We start from the raw sequence: 18442 nt of genomic DNA on the forward strand, positions 1-18442 counted from the left end.
GGCAGCGAGCCCGAACTGCGTTACCATACGAATGTAACCCCATGAAGCTTGACGAGAAGGAGCGAGACACCTTGGCGAATGGAAATGGCCGAATGACCACCATTCTGGCTGTCGCGGCAGCGGTGGTGGTGGCCGGTGTGGGCGGGTACTTCCTCGGCACCCGCACCGGCGGGCCTGCAGACGGGGCAGACATCGTGGCCACGGTGAACGGGGAGCAGATCACCCGGGCCGAGTTGTACGAGGAACTGGTGGAGGGGCACGGGTCCAGGACGCTGGACAACATGATCACCATGCGCCTGGTGAACCAGGAGGCGGCGAAGGCGGGCGTGCAGGTCACCGCCGCCGAGGTTCAGGAGGAGCTGGACTCCATCAAGGAGTCCCTCGGCGGCGAGACGATGTACCAGTACTACCTGCAGTCGTACTTCGGCATGACGGAGGGCCAGTTCGAGGACTACCTGCGGATGCAGATGACGGCCACCCGCATTCTGGAGAAGCAGGTGGAGCCCGACGACGCCACGCTGCGGCAACACTTCGATGAGATGCAGGCCTCCGAGGAGAGCCGCCAGATCATCGCCCGCCACATCCTCGTGGGAACCGAGGAAGAGGCGAAGGCGATCAAGGCCCAGCTGGACGCCGGTGCGGACTTCGCCACCCTGGCCAAGGAGAAGTCCACCGACACGGCGACCGCTGCGAAAGGCGGCGACCTCGGCCTCTTCGGCAAGGGAACCATGGTCGAGGAGTTCGAAAAGGTGGCCTTCGCCCTGAAGGACGGCGAGATCTCCGACCCCGTCAAGACCAGCTACGGCTGGCACATCATCCAGGTGAACATCCCCGAGTTCGAACGCGACAAGGACAAGATCAAGGAGCAGTACGTGAACGAGCAGGTGAGCCAGCGGCTGTCGTCGTGGCTGACCGAGTTGAAGAACCAGGCGCAGATCACCAACACGCTCGGGTAGTGGCGTTTCCATCGGGCCAGGGGGCATCCTCTGGCCCGTCTTGACATGGAACGAAAGGAGAATCTGGTCAGGAGGGTGCATTCGGATGCCGTTGGATCTGAGCAGGAGCAAGGCCTTGTTCGAGGCCTCGCAGCGGGTGATTCCCGGCGGCGTGAACAGCCCGGTGCGCGCGTTCCGCGCCGTGGGCGGCACGCCCCCCTTCATCGCGCGGGGCTCGGGCTGCCTCCTCTACGACGTGGACGGCAACGCCTACATTGACTATTGTCTCTCCTGGGGGCCGCTGATCCTGGGCCACGCACACCCCGAGGTGGTGGCGGCGCTGCAGGAGGCCGCGACCCGAGGCACCTCCTTCGGCGCACCCACCGAGCTGGAGCTGCGCATGGCGGAGAAGGTGATCGAGTGCCTGCCGTCGGTGGAAGTGGTGCGCATGGTGAACTCGGGCACCGAGGCCACCATGTCGGCCATCCGCCTGGCGCGGGCGTACACCGGCCGTACGAAGGTGATCAAGTTCATCGGCTGCTACCACGGGCACCACGATGCGATGCTGGTGCGGGCCGGCTCGGGCGCGACCGACCTGGGCGTGCCCGACTCGCCGGGGGTGCCGGCGGCCGCGGCGGCGGAGACGATCAGCGTACACTATAATGACCTCGCCGGCGTGGAGGCGGTCTTCCGGCAGTTCGGCGAGCAGATCGCGGCGGTGATCGTGGAGCCCGTGGCCGCCAACATGGGGCTCGTGCTGCCGGAGCCCGGCTTCCTGGAAGGGCTGCGCCGCATCACCCGGGAGTACGGCGCCCTGCTCATCTTCGACGAGGTGCTCACGGGCTGGCGTGTGGCCTACGGCGGTGCGCAGGCCTACTACGGCGTCGACCCCGACCTCACCACCCTCGGCAAGGTGATCGGCGGCGGACTGCCGGTCGGCGCGTACGGCGGCAAGCGGGAGATCATGGCCCTGGTGGCCCCGTCCGGCCCCGTTTACCAGGCGGGCACCCTCTCGGGCAACCCCCTGGCCATGACGGCGGGCCTGACCACCCTGGAGGTGCTGGGCCGCCCCGGCAACTTCGAGCGGGTGGTAGCCCTCACGGAGCGGCTGGTCAGGGGCCTGAACCAGGTGCTGGAGGAGCTGGAGCTGCCCTACCGCGCCCGGTCCGTGGGCACCCTCTTCGGCCTCTTCTTCACCCCCGAGCGGGTGGTGGACTACGCGACGGCCCTCACCGCCGACACCCGCCTGTTCAGCCGGTACCACCACGCCATGCTGAAGCGGGGCATCTACCTCGCCCCCTCGCAGTTCGAGGCGGGCTTCATGAGCCTCGCCCACACCGAGGCGGAAATCGACGCGACCGTGGCCGCGGCCGCGGAGGCCCTGCGGGAGGTGCGCGGTTAGCCGCGGCGGGCGTTCACGCAACAGGAGGGAGGCGGTGACGGTGCAGCGCGCGGCGCGCTGGCGCTTGCTTCTGATCGTGGGCATCCTGGCGCCTGCCGCGATGGGCGCCGTGGGGCTGTTGCTGGGCAGGCTGGCCACCGGGCGATTTCCCGACCTCCTGCACCTGCCCTCCGGGCGTGCAACGCTGGCCGGTCTGGCGGCGGCCGGCCTCTCTCTGGGCGTGGTGAGCCTCGCGGCCCGCCTCAGCGACCGGCTGGAGGAGGCCCTCCGGCGCACCGGCACCCGGGCCGGCGAGGAGGCGCTGCGGCTTGCCGGCTACCCGGTGATGCTGACGCTGGTGACCACCTCCGCCCTGGGCGAGGAGATGCTTTTCCGCGGCGGCCTCCAGCCGCTGGTGGGGCTTCTGCCCGCGGCCTTCCTGTTCGGGTTCAGCCACGGCGGCTGGCAGCGGGAGAACTGGGCCTACGTGGCGGTGGCCACGCTCTCAGGCACGATCTTCGGCAGCGCTTACATTCTGACGGGTGACCTGTGGGCGCCCGTCATCGGACATGCCATCCACAACTGTCTCTCCACCCTGCTGCTGGGACGGCGGGTGGAGGTTTCGTGGCGGGGCCGCCTGCCGGTGATCCGGCTGGTTCCGGAGGAGCCGGAGGTCGAGGACCGGCCCCGCGAAAAGGAGGTGCCTGCGGCGATGTTTCCCAGCCCCTACCCGCCCCGGCCCACGGCCCGAGAACTGGGCCTGGTCACCGGCCGCCTCGAGCCCGGGCCCAACAACGACATCTGCGACGTCCCGGGCGTGCGGGTGGGTCACGCCACCCGGGTGGAAGGCGAAGGCCCGCTGGTGCCCGGGCAGGGCCCGATCCGCACCGGGGTGACGGCGATCCTGCCCCACGGGGGCAACCTGTTCCAGCAGAAGGTGCCTGCAGGGGTCTTCGTGCTCAATGGCTTCGGCAAGGCCGTGGGGCTCGCCCAGGTGGCCGAACTCGGCACGCTGGAGACGCCGATCCTGCTCACCAACACGCTCTCCGTCTTCCAGGCGGCGAACGAACTGGTGAGCTACATGCTGGAGCAGAACCCGGAGATCGGCATCACCACCAGCACCGTCAACCCGTTGGTCGGGGAGTGCAACGACGGCTTCCTGAACGATGTTCAGGGGCGGCACGTGACGGCGGCGATGGTGCGGGCCGCCATCGAAGGCGCATCGGGGGGTCCGGTGCAGCAGGGCGCCGTGGGCGCCGGCACCGGCATGGTCTGCTTTGGGTTCAAGGGCGGCATCGGCTCGGCTTCCCGGCGGGTGGACCGGTACGTGCTCGGCACCCTGGTGGCGGCCAACTTCGGCCGTCGCCCCGACCTGCTCGTCCACGGGGTGCCCGTGGGCCAGTGGCTGGAAGAGGAGGAGCGGGCCAGACGGGAGCAGGAGGAGGATGCGGGGCAGCGAGGCGAGCGGCCGGCGGATGAGGCGGCGCCGGAGGCACCGGTCGGCGAGCCGCTTCCGGGTGCGCTGCGGCCCGACGAGCCCGTCGGTGAGTCGCCGGCCGGCAGCGCTCAGGTGGATGAGTCCGCCGTCGCGCCGCCTGCGGGAGAAGCGGAGCCTGACCAGGCGGCCCCTGAACCCCCACCGGAAGAGGAAGCCCGGTCCGGCCAATCCGAGCCCCCCGAGCCGCCGCCGGGGTCGGTGATGGTCATCATCGCCACCAATGCCCCGGTGGACGCCCGCCAGCTCACCCGGCTGGCGAAGCGCGGCGCCATGGGCCTCGCCCGGGTCGGGTCCAGCGCGGCCAACGGCAGCGGCGACTTCGTGCTGGCCTTCTCCACGGCGAACCGGGTCTCCCACCGGTCTGACTACCCGCTGCGGGCGACTACCCTGCTGCGGGACGATTCCCCCGTGATGAACGACCTGTTCCGGGCCGCCGTGGAGTCGGTGGAGGAAGCGGTGCTGAACGCCCTCTTCACGGCGCAGACCGTGGTCGGACGCGACGGCCACGTGGCGCCGGCGCTGCCCGTCGAGAAGGTGCTGGCCTGGGTCCGCTCGCCGCGGCCGTGATAGTATCAAAAATCTATTGCGACTTGAACGAACCTTCTTGTGATCGTTTTCGTATATGAGGTTGGGGAACGCAGACCCTGCAGGCGACGATGTTCAACACCGTCGAATTCCGTTGCCGCACGTGGCTTGCAACGCACGCAGCCTGTGGCTTCCACCCAGAACAGAAGGGGATGGAGAACACAGAATGGTTGATGCGTTGGCCCGCCTCATGGAGGAGGGCAGGTTCACGCGGTGCATCGACACGGCGGATCAGATGCTTCGGCAGGGCGGCTGGTCACCCGTGCAGATGGCCGCCATCCACCTGATCAGCTGCCGCTGCCGGCTGCAGCTGCAGGACGTTCAAGGGGCCGTCGAGGCGGGGCAGGCCGCCGTCAGGCTGGCGCAGCAGGAGGGACAGTACGACCTGCTGGGCCGGGCGCTCCTCAACCTCGGTACCGCCCATGCGGCGCTGCAGCAGTATGACCAGGCGCTGCGCTGCTTCTTCGACTACTTCACGCACATGCCCCACTACCAGGAGGCGCGCCGGCTGGAAGGTGCGGTGTGGAAGCACCTGGGGGTGACGTACCAGCGCCGGCTGGAGCCCGAGAAGGCCGCCTACGCCCTGGAGGAGGCACAGCGGTGGTTTGCGGTCCGCCAGATCGACCACGGCGCCTTCACCAGCAGGCACGACCTCATCAACGTCTACCTGTACATGTCCGCGGCCGACCGGAGCAAGCTCGTCGCTGTGCGCCGCCTGCTTTTCCGCCAGCAGGAAATTGCGCGCCGGTACCCCACGGAGCCGTACTACACCGGCACGTACTTGCTGGACGTCTCCGCCTGGCTGCTCCGCTCGGGGCGGCCGGTGCTGGCGGCTGTGGCCGCATCGGAGGCCCTGGCGGTCTGGCCGGACGACCCGGTGCACGCCTTCCACTGCCACCTGGTCCTCCACCACTGCGCCCTGGCTCGGGAGAGCCCCCGACTTGCGCTGGGGCACGTGCTGGCGGCGTGCAGCGCGGCGGTGGCCGCCGCCGACCCGCAACTGGAGCGCCTCGCCACCGAGATCCTGGGCGACCTGGTGGAGCGGGAAGGGGTGGCGATCCTGCGGGAACTGGGCCGGTCGCCGGTGGACTCGGTGCTGGCGGAGAAGGTAACGCTGCCGCCTCCTCTACGCCGCAACCTGCAGTAGTGCGGTGCGGAAGCCCCCGGGCCGGGGGCTGTTTGCTTTTCCTCCCGGAGTGGGCAGACTACTGCCAAATTCGGGAGCGGAGGGCAGTCAGACCGTGACGGACGGATTACAGCAGGCGGTAAGCGCGGCGTTTCGGGCGCTGGAAGAGGCCGAGCCGCTCAGCGGTGCGCAGGTGAGGGCACAACTCTGCCTGAGCCATCTCGCCGCTGCGGCGGGAAGGCGCGTGGAGGCGCTCGCCTTTGCGCTGGCGGCCCGCACCACGGCCAGGGAGGCCGCACTCCCCGAGCTTGAGCGGAGCGCCACCGCCCTGCTCGCGGCATGCGTGGACGCCGGAGGCTGGAATGCGCTGAGCGAACTGGCCGGCGCCCTCAGGGAGCAGGGGGTCGATGTGTACGACTACCTCGATCCGGCGGAGGTCCTCCGCCTGGCCGAGGAATGACGCAGAGCCCGGCGGAAGGCCGGGCTCGATCGTGGAAGATGGCAGGGGATCGGCCGCGCACCGGAGAAACCTCTGGAAGTTTGGCCCGCCGGAGGGTGTGAAGAAAAAGGAGGTGCCGGGCGTGATTCTGGGCACCGGTGTCGACATCGTGGAGGTGGCGCGCCTCCGCCGCGCCCTCGACCGCCACGGCGACCGCCTGCTCTACCGCCTCTTCACCGAGGCGGAGATCGCGTACTGCAACGCCAGCCCACCCCACCGGGCGGCGCGCCTTGCCGCGCGGTTCGCTGCGAAGGAAGCGGCCCTGAAGGCCCTCGGACTCGGCCTCAGGCAGGTGCGCTGGACCGACGTGGAGGTTCGGCGCGACGCCGCAGGACGCCCCTCGCTTCACCTGGCCGGCCGCCTGGCGGCCCTGGCGGCAGAGAAGGGCGCAACTCGGTTCCATCTTTCGCTGTCTCATACGCAGGAGTACGCTGTGGCACAGGTGGTGGTGGAAGCGTGAAGGTCGTTTCGGCAGAGCAGATGCGGTCGATCGAGGCCCGCCTTTTCGCCGAGTACGGATTCTCCTCGGCTGTCCTGATGGAGCTGGCCGGCCGCCAGGTGGCAGTGGTGGCCAGGCGCATGATGGAGGGGCGCACAGGGCCCATCGTCGCGGTCTGCGGCAAGGGCAACAATGGCGGCGACGGGCTGGTGGCCGCGCGCTGGCTGCGCCACTGGGGTTACCAGGTGTCCGCCGTCGTCTGGGCGTCGTTCGATGACCTTCCTGCCGACGCGGCCCAAGCCCTCCACGCCGCGCGCATGGCCGGCGTCTCCATTCTCATGCCGGCCCAGGCCGCCGAGGCGCTGCAGAACGCCGCCCTCATCATTGACGCGGTCCTGGGCACCGGCTTCGTCGGTTCGGCGCGAGGCCAGGCGGCCGAGGCCATCAAGCTGATCAACGCGGCCCGGCGGCCGGTGCTGGCCGTTGACATGCCGTCGGGCGTGGGCACTAACACCGGGCAGGTGGACGGTCCCGCCGTCCGGGCGGACGTCACCGTCACCTTCGGCCTGCCCAAGCTGGGGCTGTTCCACTTCCCCGGGGCCGACCTGGCCGGCCGGGTGGTGGTGGTGGACATTGGGCTGGACGAGAAGGCCATCGAGGCGGAAGACATCCAGGTGGAGCTCACACGGGCGGAGAGCGTGCGCGCCTGGCTGCCCGTGTACAGCCGCAACGCCCACAAGGGGACCCGCGGCCGGGTGTTCGTGGCGGCCGGCTCCCGGGGGATGACCGGCGCCGGCGCCCTGGCCGGGGAGGCCGCCCTGCGGGTGGGTGCGGGCCTGGTGACCGTCGCGGCGCCGGAGTCCTCGCAGCCGGTCATCGCCGCGCTCCGGCCGGAGTTCATGACCCTCGCGCTTCCCGAGTCGGCGGCGGGCGGCTTCCGCACCGACGCGGCGGAGCTGTTCCTGCAGCGGGCCGCCAGGGCCGACGCGCTGGCAGTGGGGCCCGGCCTCGGCACGGATCCCGAGGCGCAGATGTTCACCCGGGCGGTGGTGGCCGGGGCGACGGCGCCGCTGGTGCTGGATGCCGATGCCATCAAGGCCTTCGCCGGTCGGCCCGAGTTGCTGGCCGACTGCCCGATGCCGCTGGTGATCACGCCGCACCCCGGGGAGATGGCCCACCTGCTGGGCCTGCCGGTGGAGGCCGTCCAGTCCGACCGGTTCAGCGCGGTGCGCAGGGCGGCGCAGGTGACGAAGGCGGTCGTCGTGCTGAAGGGGGCCTACACCCTGATCGCCGAGCCGGAGGGCGGGCTTTATATCAACCCCACGGGGAACCGGGCGCTGGGCACCGGCGGCTCCGGCGACGTGCTGACGGGCGTGATTGCCGGGCTGCTGGCCCAGGGGCTGGGAGCGCCCGAAGCCGCCGCGGCAGGCGCCTTCCTGCACGGACTGGCCGGTGACCGGCTCGCGCAGCGGATGGGCGAGGACGGCGTGCTGGCCGGCGAGATCGCCGCCGAGCTGCCGGCCGCCCAGCGGGACCTGCGCAGCGGGCTGCCCGACGTGATCGAGGAGTTGCAGGGGTAGCCTGGGAATGGGAGGAGCTTCGATGGATCTGGACCGAATGCGTCCGACGTGGGCGGAAATCAACCTGGAAGCCATCAAGGCCAACGTTGCTGCACTGAAGAAGTTCTCGCGTGCTCCTCACCTGATGGCGGTGGTGAAGGCCAACGGCTACGGCCACGGGGCGGTGCCCGTGGCGGCCGCGGCGATCGAGGCGGGGGCAGACTGGCTGGGCGTCGCTTCGGTGGAGGAGGCTGTGACCCTGCGCCGCAGCGGGATCACGGCGCCGATCCTGGTGCTGGGCTACGTGGCGCCCGGCCAGGCCGAAAGCGTGATCAGGGAAGGAATCCGGGTGGCGCTCTTCGACCCGGAGCTGGGCACGGCCCTGAACGAGGCGGGCCGGCGCCTGGGCCGGAAGGCGCGCGTCCATCTGAAGGTCGACACCGGCATGGGCCGCATCGGGCTCCAACCGGGCGAGGTGGGCGCCGTGGGCCGCCATCTGGCCGCCCTGCCCCACGTGGAGGTGGAGGGCGTCTTCACCCACCTGGCGGCGGCGGATGAGCCCGACAACCCCTACACGGGATACCAGCTGATGCGGTTCGAGCAGGCGCTGGGCGAACTGGCGGCGGCGGGGGTGCGGCCCCCCATCCGCCACGCGGCCAACAGCGCCGCGCTGATGCTGCATCCCGAGGCGCACTACGACATGGTGCGCACCGGCATCGCCATGCTCGGCCTGCCGCCAGACCCGAACGTGCCGTGGCCGGTGCCGCTTCAGCCGGCCCTCACCTGGAAGACCCGGGTGGGTCTGGTGAAGTGGGTGGAGGCCGGGCAGGCCATCTCCTACGGCTGCACGTACGTCGCGCAGAGCCGGGAGCGGATCGTGACGCTGCCGGTGGGATACGCCGACGGCTACACCCGCCGGCTCTCCAACCGGGCGGAGGTGCTGATCCACGGGCGGCGCTGCCCGGTGGTGGGCCGGGTGACCATGGATCAGATGATGGTGCGGGTTCCGGACGACCTCGAGGTGCACGTGGGTGACGAGGTGGTGCTGATCGGCCGCCAGGGGAGCGAGGAGATCACCGCCACCGACCTCGCGCGGCTCAGCGGCACGGTGAACTACGAAATCGTCTGCGCCATCTCGCCCCGCGTCGCGCGCCTGTACCTGCCGGACGGCCAATAGGCCCGGGGTTTTGACCATTCACCGCAGCGGTGTATAGACTAAGGAAGAAGGACGTTCCGGAAGGGGGTGTGCCGAGGCTGTCGTGCGGTGCGCCGCGAAGCCCGGGCCGATCCCGGGTGCAGCAGCGCCGGCAGGCGGCGCCGGGGCTGGAGCGTCCTTGTCCACGACTCTGAGCCAATCTATGGGGAAGAAAGGAAGAAACGGGACATGCGGGAGCAGATGCGGCGGGAGGAAGAGCCGGTCCGCGCGGTGATCGGCGGTTTGCCCTGAGCGGTCCCGGGCCTATGAGCAAACCACTTCAAATCCGCCGGGGCGACGTCTTCTATGCGGACCTGAGCCCGGTCATCGGCTCGGAGCAGGGAGGCGTTCGACCCGTTCTGATCCTTCAGAATGATGTCGGCAACAAATACAGCCCGACCGTGATCGTCTCTGCGATCACCAGTCAGGTCGAGAAGGCCAAGCTGCCGATTCATGTCGAGTTGAACGGGGAACTGTATGGCCTGGAGCGGGATTCTGTGATCCTGCTCGAGCAGGTGCGCACCATCGACAAGCGGCGCCTGCGCGAGCGGGTGACGCACCTGGGCGGCGACATCATGCGCCAGGTGGACGAGGCCTTGATGATCAGCCTGGGTCTTAAGGATTTTTGAGGCAGTGGCCTGGGCATCCCGCGACAAACCCGGGAGTCCAAAGAATGGACCCCGGGTTTTTCACGTGAACATCGGTTTCGGATCAGCCGAGAATAAGGAAGGTGGTCAACGCGATGCAGCCGCTCATCGGCATCACCGCAAGCAGCCTCGGCCACGAGGAGCCGGGCCGCGACTGGCTCTATGCGCCCCACGACTACTTCCGCGCCGTCCGCCGGGCCGGTGGCATTCCGGTGCTGCTGCCCCTGGTGGAAAGCGACGAGGAGGCCGCCCGGGTGTTGGACAGGCTTGACGGCCTGCTCCTTTCGGGCGGTTGCGACCCCGACCCCTTGCTGTACGGCGAGCTGCCCCATCCCGCCCTCGGCGCCGTCGATCCCGCGCGTGACACGGCCGAACTGGCCTACGCCCGCGTCGCCCTCGCCCGCGACATGGCCACGCTGGGCATCTGCCGGGGCCTCCAGGTGCTGGCGGTGGCCTTCGGCGGGGCGCTCTGGCAGGACGTGCCTTCGCAGGTGCCCGGTGCCCTGAAGCACCGGCAGGACGCGCCCAAGGACCATCCATCCCACCCCGTGACCATTCACCCCGGCACGCGCCTCCACGCCTTGCTGGGCCCGGAGCGGCGGGTGAACAGCCGCCACCACCAGGCCGTGAAGCGGGTGCCGGACGGCTGGGTGGCGAGCGCCACTGCCCCCGACGGCGTTATCGAGGCGATGGAGCATCCGGAGAGGCGCTTCGCCCTCGGCGTGCAGTGGCACCCCGAGAACTTCCAGGGGCAGCCGTACAACTTCGACGGGCTGTTCGAGGCGTTTGTGGCGGCGGCCGGGGAGCGCAGGTAACGGCGGGGCGGGCGGCCGCGGCGCCGACCGACGCCGGCCTGGGCGAACCCTAACGGCTGGAGTGCCGAGTATGAAGCGTTGCTGCCGCACCCAGACCCAGTATCTGGTCGTCATAACGCGGCAGTCCTGGCGGCAACATAATAACCGCCAGGAGGTGAGAAACGCAGATGGCCAACACGAACAGCAACGACGTGCTGGTTTCCTCGGCCCGCAACGCCCTCGAGCAGCTGAAGTTCGAGACGGCGGCCGAGCTGGGCATCCCCAACTACAACCAGCAGTACAAGGGTGACCTGCCCAGCCGGGTGAACGGCTCCGTCGGTGGGTACATGGTGAAGAAGATGATCGCCCTGGCCGAGCAGCAGCTGAACGGCGGCACCACGCGGTAACGCAGTCACGACTCCGGCCAGCTGACTGGCTCCTCCGGTACGGCAGGAAGGGGACTCCTCCCCTTCCTGCTTTTCTTGACGTTCTATCCGCCTATTGGTAAACTCATTTCGCCTGCGGCGTCCAGCTGGCCCGCCCGCTCAGCGATCTCCTCCCGGGTGATGACCCCCTTCGCCACCAGGAGATCGATGAGGGCGACGAGAGCCAGGGTCGACCGGTAGTCGACCTCCTTCAGGTCGGCCAGCATGGCGTACAGGTGGATGGTATCGCGGGCCTTCATCGCGGTCACCTCCAGCGCATTCCGCCTGGAAGTATCGACCAGCCCCGGGCAGACTAAACGCCGGGCCGGCCTGAGCCGCGGGGCCAATCGAACACCCGGCCCGGATGGCCCGGACGCTCCTCGGCACGCACCCGTCTGCCGGGTGAGCGGCCCGGTTTGATTCCGCCGCGGCGGATGGGCGGGCGCCGAGTGCTGGCCGCCCACGTCTTTGGGCGAGCCCGGGGTCCGGTTCGTTGTGCGGGTGAACAGGCCGATCCGGTCGGGCGAGTCCTGCACCGGGGAGACCGGCAACAGGCCCGTGGAGGGATGCACGATGAAGCTGATGGAGCAGGAGTTCGCCGACATCCGCACCCGGCTCTATCCTCTGATGATGGACCCGGTGCAGATTCACGAGAAGGGCCAGGGGCAGATGGTGAGCGGCCAGATTGCCGAGGGGCTCTTCGTGATCTACGGCATCGAGGAGCCGGGGGAGAAGATCCGGTACGTCACGTACCAGGACCTGCGGGATTGGGGCGTGAGCCATACGACGGTCCACATCACCGCCGTGAGGAACCTGGAACGGCTCACGCAGGGCAAGCGGGTCACGAAGCTGGACCGGCCCGAGGGCGGCCGTCCGATGTTCATCTGGAACCTGCAGGACGGCTACGATGCGGCCCGCATCCTGCTCACGCAGTGGCTGCGCGACTTCGCTGCCGTTGTGGAGGGCAACCTGGTGATCGGCGTGCCCCACCGCAACTGGCTGGTGGCCATCGGCGACGCCGACGAGGACCTGCTGAAAGTGGTCCAGCGGCGGGTGGCCCTGGAGCACCGGGGCGCCGGGTTTCCGGTGAGCCCGTATCTCTATACATTTGATGGAGAAAGGATCACGCGTTATGTGCGCCGCCCACGTCAGTGAGACCGGATTCCTGCAGCAGCTCGCGCAGGCCATCCGCTACGCGGGCGGTGCTGCGTATGAAGGGGAGCGGGCCCTGGCGCTCGCCCGCACGGTCTGGGCCGAACTCCGCGACGCCGGCCCCGACGACTTCCCTCACATGGTTCAACACGATGACTTGCGCTTCGTCTGCCAGTGGGACGAGCAGCCGCCGCTGATGACCGTCATGCTCTGGGACGGGGAGATGTGGCGTGACATGGCGCGGCTGGTCCTGCCGGGCGAGCCGCAGGCGCGGGAGGGTGGAACAAGATGAGCCAGGACAGGATTTTCGCGCGGCTGGCCCGGGAACTGGGGCTGACGGTCGGCCAGGTGGAGCGCTGCGTCGCCCTGCTGGACGAGGGCAACACGGTGCCCTTCATCGCCCGCTACCGCAAAGAGGCCACGGGCGAGATGGATGAGACCCGGATCCGCACGCTGCAGGAGCGGCTGGCCTACCTGCGGAACCTGGAGGCCGAGAAGGAGAAGGTCCTGCGGGTGATCGGCGAGCAGGGCAAGCTCACGCCGGAGCTGGAGCAGGCGATTCGCCAGGCCGAGAAGCTGCAGGAGGTGGAGGACCTCTACCGGCCCTTCCGGCCCAAGCGGCGGACCCGGGCCATGATCGCCCGTGAGCGGGGCCTGGAGCCCCTGGCGCAGCAGATGCTCGCCCAGGAGGAGAGCATCGGCTCGCCGGAGGCGATCGCGGCGGCCTTCGTCAACCCCGAACTGCAGGTGGAGTCGGCGGAAGATGCCCTGGCCGGCGCCCGGGACATCGTGGCCGAGATCATCTCCGACGACGCGGCGGTGCGCAAGATGGCCCGGGAGCTCACCGCCGCCCGGGGCATCATCCGCTCCGTCGCCAGTGAGAAGGGCGACCCGGAGAAGGCGCAGGAGTTCGAGATGTACTTCGACTTCCAGGAGCCCCTGCGCACGCTGCCGCCGCACCGGGTCCTCGCCCTGAACCGCGGCCAGCGGCTGGAGTGCCTCAAGGTGACGGTGGAGGCGCCGGTTGACGAGATCATCGCCCGCATCGAGCGGCAGTACATCAAGGGCCAGTCCATCTGGACCAACCAGCTGCGCGAGGCCATTCTCGACGCCTACAAGCGCCTCATCGCCCCCTCCATCGAGACGGAGGTGCGCGGCGAGCTGACCGAGAAGGCGGAGGAGCACGCCATCCGCCTCTTCGCCATGAACCTGCGCAACCTGCTCCTGCAGCCCCCGATCAAGGGCATGACCGTGATGGGCATCGACCCGGGCTACCGCACCGGCTGCAAGCTGGCGGTGGTGGACGAGACCGGCAAGGTGCTGGAGACCGGCGTGATCTACGTGACGTTGGGCGAGCGGCAGCGGCAGCAGGGCGAGGAGGTTCTCGTCCGCCTGGTGGACAAGCACAAGGTGGACCTGATCGCCATCGGCAACGGCACCGCCTCCCGCGAGACGGAGCAGGTGGTGGCCTCCATCATCCCCCGCTGCAGCCACCCGACGGCCTACATGATCGTCTCCGAGGCGGGCGCCTCGGTCTACTCGGCGTCGAAAGTGGCTCAGGAGGAGTTCCCCGACTTCGACGTGACGCAGCGCTCGGCCGTCTCCATCGCCCGCCGGGCCCAGGACCCGCTGGCCGAGCTGGTCAAGATCGACCCCAAGTCCATCGGCGTGGGCCTCTACCAGCACGACGTGGACCAGAAGCGCCTGGCCGAGCAACTGGGGGCGGTGGTGGAGTCGGTGGTCAACGCCGTGGGCGTCGACCTGAACACCGCCTCGCCCTCGCTGCTGCAGTACGTGGCCGGCATCAAGGCCTCGGTGGCCAGGGCCATCGTGGAGTACCGGGAGAAGAACGGCAAGTTCCGCAGCCGCAGGGAGCTGCTCAAGGTGGCCGGGCTTGGGCCCAAGGCTTTCGAGCAGTGCGCAGGCTTCCTGCGGGTGACCGACGGCGTCGAGCCGCTGGACAACACGGCGGTCCACCCCGAGTCCTACGCGATCGCCGAGGCGATCCTGAAGGCCGTGGGCGCCACCCGGGAGCAGCTGATCGGCCGCGGCTCGGCGGGCCTCCGGGACGCCCTGAAGAAGCTCTCACCTGAGCAGGTGGCGGCGGAACTGGGCGCCGGGGTGCCCACGGTGCGGGACATTATCGAGGCCCTGCAGAAGCCGGGCCGCGATCCCCGCGACGAGCTGCCCAAGCCCATCTTCCGTACCGACGTGATGAAGCTGGAAGACCTGCAGGTGGGCATGGAACTGATGGGCACCGTCCGTAACGTGGTCGACTTCGGCGTCTTCGTAGACATCGGCGTGCATGAAGACGGTCTGGTGCACATCTCCCAGCTCTCGCACAAGTACGTGAAGCACCCGTCCGAAGTGGTCGCCGTCGGCGACGTGGTCCGGGTGCGAGTGATCGAGGTGGACCTGAAGCGGCAGCGCATCGGTCTTTCGATGAAGCTGGGCGAGCCGCGTGCGGAGGAGCGACAGGCCCCTGGTGAGCGGCGTAGCGCGCAGGATGGCCGGCCCGGATCGCGGACCGAGCGCCGCGGGGGCGCGCCGGGCGCAGGCCGGGGCCAGCGGTCGAGCGGGGCGCGTCTCGGGGAGCAGGCGAAGTCGCGGCAGAAGAGCCTGGAGGAGCAGTTGAAGGCGCTGCAGGAGAAGTTCCGGCGACTGTGAGAGATCGGGGGCGGTTGGTTCCGCCCCCGATTCGCGTGTGGGTCGATGGAGAGGGGGGCCCCGCAGAGGGAACCGTACGCACGGCAGGCACGAGTGCGGTGCGAGTGCCGCCAGCGCTTGTGCCATGAGGTTTCGTGTGGAAGCCGCCAGGAAGTGAGCACGGCAACGCGTCGGTGAGGACCGCCGGCATCGCCTTGCAGAGCGCCTCAAGAGCGTCATGGGAAAAGGGGTTCAGGTAGTCTCAAGCCGGCGGCGGTGCCCTCTGGGGTAGTTCAGGGCTGTAGTTCCGACGGTTTGAGAGGGCGGGCAGCGCCTGTGCTGCAAGGGCTCGGTGTGGAAGCCGCATGGGAGAAGGGGTTCGGGCACTCTCAACACGTCGGAGGGTTGCCGGGGCTGGCGGCCAGAAAGACTCGCTGCGCCGACGACGGCCTGGTTGAACTTGCCTTTCCGCGGCGCCCGGGAGTGTGCCGTTCGCCGCCCGTCCGCTTTCGCGTGCGGTGCGCCGCGCACAAGGGATGGTAAACTCGCCTCTGATAGGCTATTATTAGGACCAGGTGTTAATACAAGGGAGAGGGAGAGGTGCGCCGTGGGACTGATGACCGGGAAGAAGTGCCTGGTGATGGGCGTGGCCAACAAGCGGTCCATCGCCTGGGGGATCGCCCGGGCCCTGCACCGGGAGGGAGCGGAGCTGGCGTTCACGTACGTGAACGACCGGCTGAAGGAGAACGTGGTGGAGCTGGTGGAGACGCTCGAAGGGCACGAGCAGATGCCGATTCTGCCCTGCGACGTATCGCAGGACGGACAGATTGAGGCCGTCTTCGCCGCCCTGAAAGAGCAGTGGGGGAGGCTGGACGTGCTCGTGCACTCCATCGCCTACGCCCGCACGGAAGACCTGCAGCGTGACCTCCTGGACACGCCCCGGGAGGGGTGGCGCATCGCCCAGGAGGTTTCCGCCTGGTCGTTGGTCGCGGCCGCCCGGGAGGCCAGGCTGCTGATGGAGGCCGCGGGCGGCGGCTCTATCATCACCCTCACCTACCTCGCAGCCGAACGGGTAGTCGAACGGTACAACATCATGGCGCCGGCCAAGGCGGCCTTGGAGTGCAGCGTGCGCTACCTGGCCCACGAGCTGGGGCCGCACAACATCCGGGTCAACGCGATCTCCGCGGGCCCGCTGAAGACCCTTGCGGCCAGCGCCGTGAAGGGCCTGAGCACGCTGCGGGACATCGTGGAGGAGCGGGCGCCCCTACGCCGCAACGTCACGGTGGAGGAAGTGGGCGACGTTGGGCTTTTCCTGGCATCGGACCTCTCGCGGTGCATCACGGGTGAGACGATCTACGCGGACAACGGCTTCCACATTATGGGCGTGTAATGGCGAGAGCGCGGTGCCCTGCCTGCGGCGAGGCAGGGACACGGAAGCAGTGTGAGGCGGGCCATCGATCTGCGGCGAGACCGTAACACGAAAACGGTGCGAGGCGAACCGATCAGTCTGCATTCCGGTGGTGGCACGGAAACGATGCGGGGCGCTTGGACCGGCCTGACAGGCCGGGCCACGGATGCGGCGTGACGGGAGCTGGGAGCCCTAGGGCGAGGTCGGGGCACGGAAGCGACCCCGGGAGAGATGATCGGCCTGCTTCCCGGCTGGTTAGGAGAAGGGTGTGAAGCAGGCAGGTGTGCCGAAACCGACCCCCCGGCGGGCGGAGCCGGCGCATAGGGAGCGCCCCGCCCCTGGGGGGCTGTGCGTGTTCGGGGCAGCAGATCCGCGCTGATCTCGCCGGGCGCGGGGGCGGCGGCCGCCACGGCTTCGGCCAGTTCATGCCGCGCAGGCCCCTTTTTACTTGACCCGCCGGCCCGAGACGCCCAGAATAGGTCTTGACCGGTCTTGGGAGGATCAATGCATGCTTCGCATCATCAGTAGAAGCCCGGACGAGACCCTTGCCCTGGGGCGGTGGCTGGGAAGCCGGCTCCGGCCCGGGGATTTCGTCGCCCTCACCGGCGACCTGGGCACCGGCAAGACCGCCCTGGCCACCGGCATCCTCGCCGGGCTGGGCGTGGCCCGCACCGGCGGCAGCCCCACGTTCACGCTGCTGTGGGAGTACGAGGGGCGCATCCCCGTCTACCACTGGGACGTCTACCGGGTGGACGACCCGGCCGAGCTGGAGGACCTGGGGTACGAGGAGTACTTCTTCAGCGAAACCGGCGTCAACCTGGTGGAGTGGGCCGACCGGGTGCGGGAGCTGTGGCCCGACGACGTTCTCGAGATCGCACTCAGTTACGGGGCCGGCGCAGAGGAGCGGGTGCTGGCGTTTACCGGCGCCGAGCGGTACCGGCCGTTGTTGGAGGAGTTGGCCCATGCGGGTTTTGGCCTTTGATACCGCCACAGCCGCCTGCACCGTAGCGGTGGCGTCGGAGGAGCGGGTGCTCGCGGAGCTCACGCTCCAGGTGCCGCGGGCGCACTCCACCCGCCTGATGCCGCTGATTGCCCAGGCGCTGCGGGAGGCCGGGGTCGACCGGCGGGAGCTGGACGCCATCGCGGTTGGCGTGGGCCCGGGATCCTTCACCGGACTGCGCATCGGTCTGGCCACCGCCAAGGGGCTCGCCCTGGCCCTGGACAAGCCGGTGGTGCCCGTCTCCACCCTGGCGGCCGCGGCGTACGGTACCGGCGCCCAGATCGGGCTGGTGGTGCCGCTCTTTGACGCAAAGCGCGACCAGGTGTTTTCGGCCGTCTATGCGGCCGGCGACCGGGACCCCGCCCCCTGGGTGGAGGTGCTGGGCCCGGTGAACCTGCACGTCGACGAACTGGTCGAGCGGGTGCGCACCATCAGGGCCGGGATGCAGCACACGTGGCAGTTCGTCACCCTCTGCGGCGACGTCGCCGAGACGCACGCCCCGCGCTTCGGCCCGGACCAGGCCGTGCGGGTGGCGGCGGCGGGGGCGCTGCTGCCCCGGGGATCGGCTGTGGCGGCGCTGGGCCTGAGCCTCCTCAAGCGGGGCGGCGGCGTGGCTCCCGATGCCCTCGTTCCCATCTACCTGCGCAAGAGCGAGGCGGAAAGTCTATGGGAAGCCCGGAAATCACGATCCGCCCCATGACCCCGGCCGACCTGGACGGCGTGATGGAGATCGAGCACCTCTCCTTCCTCACGCCGTGGTCGCGCGCGGCCTTCGCGTCTGAACTGAAACAGCGTTACACGGTCTATCTGGTGGCCCGGGAGGGCGAGCGGGTGGTGGGGTACGCCGGGATGCACGTGATCTGGGACCAGGCGCACGTCACCAACGTCGCCGTGCATCCGCAACGCCGCGGACGGGGGATCGGCGAGCGGCTGATGCGGGAGCTGATCCAGATCGCCCACAGCCGCGGCGTGACGCACATGACCCTCGAGGTGCGGGTCAGCAACACCCCCGCCCAGGAACTCTACCGCAAGCTGGGCTTCGTGACCGCGCCCGGCGCCATCCGCAAGGGCTACTACACCGATACCGGCGAAGACGCCATCGTGATGTGGAAGGAGCCCCTGATCGAGAACGAGCAGGAGGGAGCGGTTTGAG

General features: G+C 69.3%; 19 protein-coding genes. 18 read left to right on the top strand and 1 reads right to left on the bottom strand.

Translation table 11 applies throughout. The features are described from left to right. Positions 1-92: 92 nt before the first annotated feature. From AB2385_RS04550 to AB2385_RS04600, 11 genes are all read left to right on the top strand, one after another. Complete coding sequence (locus tag AB2385_RS04550) at positions 93-956, top strand: peptidylprolyl isomerase (protein ID WP_367653752.1); 864 nt, start codon at positions 93-95, stop codon at positions 954-956. Between the two features lie 85 nt (positions 957-1041). Then, positions 1042-2337, top strand: a complete 1296-nt coding sequence (gene hemL / locus AB2385_RS04555; RefSeq protein ID WP_367653753.1) for a glutamate-1-semialdehyde 2,1-aminomutase — start codon at positions 1042-1044, stop codon at positions 2335-2337. A gap of 34 nt (positions 2338-2371) precedes the next feature. Next, a complete protein-coding gene (locus tag AB2385_RS04560; protein ID WP_367653754.1) occupies positions 2372-4381 on the top strand; it encodes a P1 family peptidase in 2010 nt (669 codons plus the stop codon). Positions 4382-4565: 184 nt separating this feature from the next. After that, positions 4566-5546 carry a tetratricopeptide repeat protein gene (locus tag AB2385_RS04565; protein ID WP_367653755.1) on the top strand — a complete coding sequence of 327 codons (981 nt, stop codon included), beginning with the start codon at positions 4566-4568 and terminating at the stop codon, positions 5544-5546. A gap of 94 nt (positions 5547-5640) precedes the next feature. Continuing rightward, positions 5641-5985, top strand: coding sequence for a hypothetical protein (locus AB2385_RS04570; protein ID WP_367653756.1), 345 nt, complete (start codon positions 5641-5643; stop codon positions 5983-5985). Between the two features lie 121 nt (positions 5986-6106). Continuing rightward, positions 6107-6484 (top strand): holo-ACP synthase, encoded by a 378-nt coding sequence (locus tag AB2385_RS04575; protein ID WP_367653757.1) that lies wholly within the window; start codon positions 6107-6109, stop codon positions 6482-6484. Next, positions 6481-8043 (top strand): NAD(P)H-hydrate dehydratase, encoded by a 1563-nt coding sequence (locus tag AB2385_RS04580; RefSeq protein ID WP_367653758.1) that lies wholly within the window; start codon positions 6481-6483, stop codon positions 8041-8043. Before AB2385_RS04575 ends, AB2385_RS04580 begins: the two co-directional genes overlap by 4 nt. Positions 8044-8065: 22 nt before the next feature. Beyond that, positions 8066-9199 carry an alanine racemase gene (gene alr, locus AB2385_RS04585; protein ID WP_367653760.1) on the top strand — a complete coding sequence of 378 codons (1134 nt, stop codon included), beginning with the start codon at positions 8066-8068 and terminating at the stop codon, positions 9197-9199. Between the two features lie 284 nt (positions 9200-9483). Then, on the top strand, positions 9484-9846 hold the full coding sequence (locus AB2385_RS04590; protein ID WP_367653761.1) for a type II toxin-antitoxin system PemK/MazF family toxin: 363 nt from the start codon (positions 9484-9486) through the stop codon (positions 9844-9846). Between the two features lie 113 nt (positions 9847-9959). Next, entirely contained in the window at positions 9960-10679 is a 720-nt protein-coding gene (locus tag AB2385_RS04595) for a gamma-glutamyl-gamma-aminobutyrate hydrolase family protein (RefSeq protein WP_367653762.1), read from the top strand. Between the two features lie 167 nt (positions 10680-10846). Continuing rightward, on the top strand, positions 10847-11065 hold the full coding sequence (locus AB2385_RS04600; protein WP_367653763.1) for a small, acid-soluble spore protein, alpha/beta type: 219 nt from the start codon (positions 10847-10849) through the stop codon (positions 11063-11065). 83 nt (positions 11066-11148) lie between these two features. Here AB2385_RS04600 and AB2385_RS04605 read toward each other — a convergent pair whose 3' ends face one another. After that, on the bottom strand, positions 11149-11343 hold the full coding sequence (locus AB2385_RS04605) for a hypothetical protein (protein ID WP_367653764.1): 195 nt from the start codon (positions 11341-11343) through the stop codon (positions 11149-11151). A gap of 313 nt (positions 11344-11656) precedes the next feature. Here AB2385_RS04605 and AB2385_RS04610 point away from each other — a divergent pair, with 313 nt between their 5' ends. The 7 genes from AB2385_RS04610 (at position 11657) to rimI (ending at position 18441) form a co-directional block, all read left to right on the top strand. Next, positions 11657-12238, top strand: a complete 582-nt coding sequence (locus AB2385_RS04610; protein ID WP_367653765.1) for a DUF1444 family protein — start codon at positions 11657-11659, stop codon at positions 12236-12238. After that, positions 12216-12527 carry a hypothetical protein gene (locus tag AB2385_RS04615; protein ID WP_367653766.1) on the top strand — a complete coding sequence of 104 codons (312 nt, stop codon included), beginning with the start codon at positions 12216-12218 and terminating at the stop codon, positions 12525-12527. The genes AB2385_RS04610 and AB2385_RS04615 overlap by 23 nt, the downstream gene beginning before the upstream one ends. Next, positions 12524-14902, top strand: a complete 2379-nt coding sequence (locus tag AB2385_RS04620; protein ID WP_367653767.1) for a Tex family protein — start codon at positions 12524-12526, stop codon at positions 14900-14902. Before AB2385_RS04615 ends, AB2385_RS04620 begins: the two co-directional genes overlap by 4 nt. 586 nt (positions 14903-15488) lie before the next feature. Further along, positions 15489-16271, top strand: coding sequence for an enoyl-ACP reductase (locus AB2385_RS04625; protein ID WP_367653768.1), 783 nt, complete (start codon positions 15489-15491; stop codon positions 16269-16271). Between the two features lie 526 nt (positions 16272-16797). Next, entirely contained in the window at positions 16798-17271 is a 474-nt protein-coding gene (tsaE, locus tag AB2385_RS04630; protein ID WP_367653769.1) for a tRNA (adenosine(37)-N6)-threonylcarbamoyltransferase complex ATPase subunit type 1 TsaE, read from the top strand. Next, positions 17252-17989 carry a tRNA (adenosine(37)-N6)-threonylcarbamoyltransferase complex dimerization subunit type 1 TsaB gene (gene tsaB, locus AB2385_RS04635; protein ID WP_367653770.1) on the top strand — a complete coding sequence of 246 codons (738 nt, stop codon included), beginning with the start codon at positions 17252-17254 and terminating at the stop codon, positions 17987-17989. Before tsaE ends, tsaB begins: the two co-directional genes overlap by 20 nt. After that, positions 17956-18441: a ribosomal protein S18-alanine N-acetyltransferase gene (gene rimI / locus AB2385_RS04640; RefSeq protein WP_367653771.1), complete on the top strand. Its 486-nt coding sequence runs from the start codon at positions 17956-17958 to the stop codon at positions 18439-18441. Before tsaB ends, rimI begins: the two co-directional genes overlap by 34 nt. Position 18442: the final 1 nt, after the last annotated feature.

This window comes from Symbiobacterium sp. (genome assembly GCF_040797425.1).
Lineage (GTDB): Bacteria > Bacillota > Sulfobacillia > Symbiobacteriales > Symbiobacteriaceae > Symbiobacterium.